Here is an 845-nt window from a genome sequence, read left to right on the forward strand (position 1 = left end):
CAAATGATTCGCTGGCTTGATCGATATTTTCCGGAGTTTTCCCAAGTCTTCCCGTCATTTGGGAAAATGGCGCTCGCTGTGCTGGAATATACGCCATTTCCGAGTGATCTGGCAGGAAAAGAACTAGAAGAGGTGCTGGCCCTTTACCGGCAAAGTGAGGGATTACAATCGCCACAAAAACCGAAAGCGAAGAAGTTGATGGAATTGGCCCAACACTCCATTGGCGTAACGGAAGGACAACAGATGGCCCGTATCGAAATTGCCACGCTTGTCCGCCGGTACCGCCAACTGGAAGAAGAAATCGAGGCACTGACAGAGCAGCTGATCGAACTCGTACAGACATCGGTCGAGTACGAATGGTTGAAGACCGTTCCGGGCTTAGGCGATGCGACCATCGTAGAACTGTTATCAGAGATCGGGAGTTTCTCCCATTATCAGGATCCGCGGCAGCTTATCAAATTAGCGGGCCTGACGCTGCGGGAACATTCCTCCGGCCAACACAAAGGGCAAAAACGGATCTCGAAGCGTGGAAGAAGGCGGTTGCGCGCCCTTCTGTTCCGGGTGATGATGCCGATGATCCGTCACAACGAAGCGTTTCGGCAGCTGCACGACTATTACACGACACGTCCTGATAATCCGTTGCGGAAGAAGCAATCGATTGTGGTGTTATGCGGAAAATTATTGAAGGTATTGCACGCTGTATGTACGAAGCACCAAGCGTTCGATGCGAAGCGAATGATGCAGGACATCTTTGGCCTCGAAACGGCTGCTTGATGCCTATAGTCTCGATTCTCTAGACAACAAGGATGACACGGAGAAGCTGGCGCGATATCATCCATTCGACC

The 845-nt window shown here is 51.4% G+C and carries 1 protein-coding gene; it reads left to right on the plus strand.

The window, feature by feature from the left end; all coding sequences use genetic code 11:
• Positions 1-774: transposase (locus AC0KTX_RS16785; RefSeq protein ID WP_474253163.1), on the plus strand; the 774-nt coding region annotated here is incomplete at its 5' end.
• Between the last annotated feature and the right edge of the window lie 71 nt (positions 775-845).

The organism is Aeribacillus sp. JST-2 (assembly GCF_056032925.1).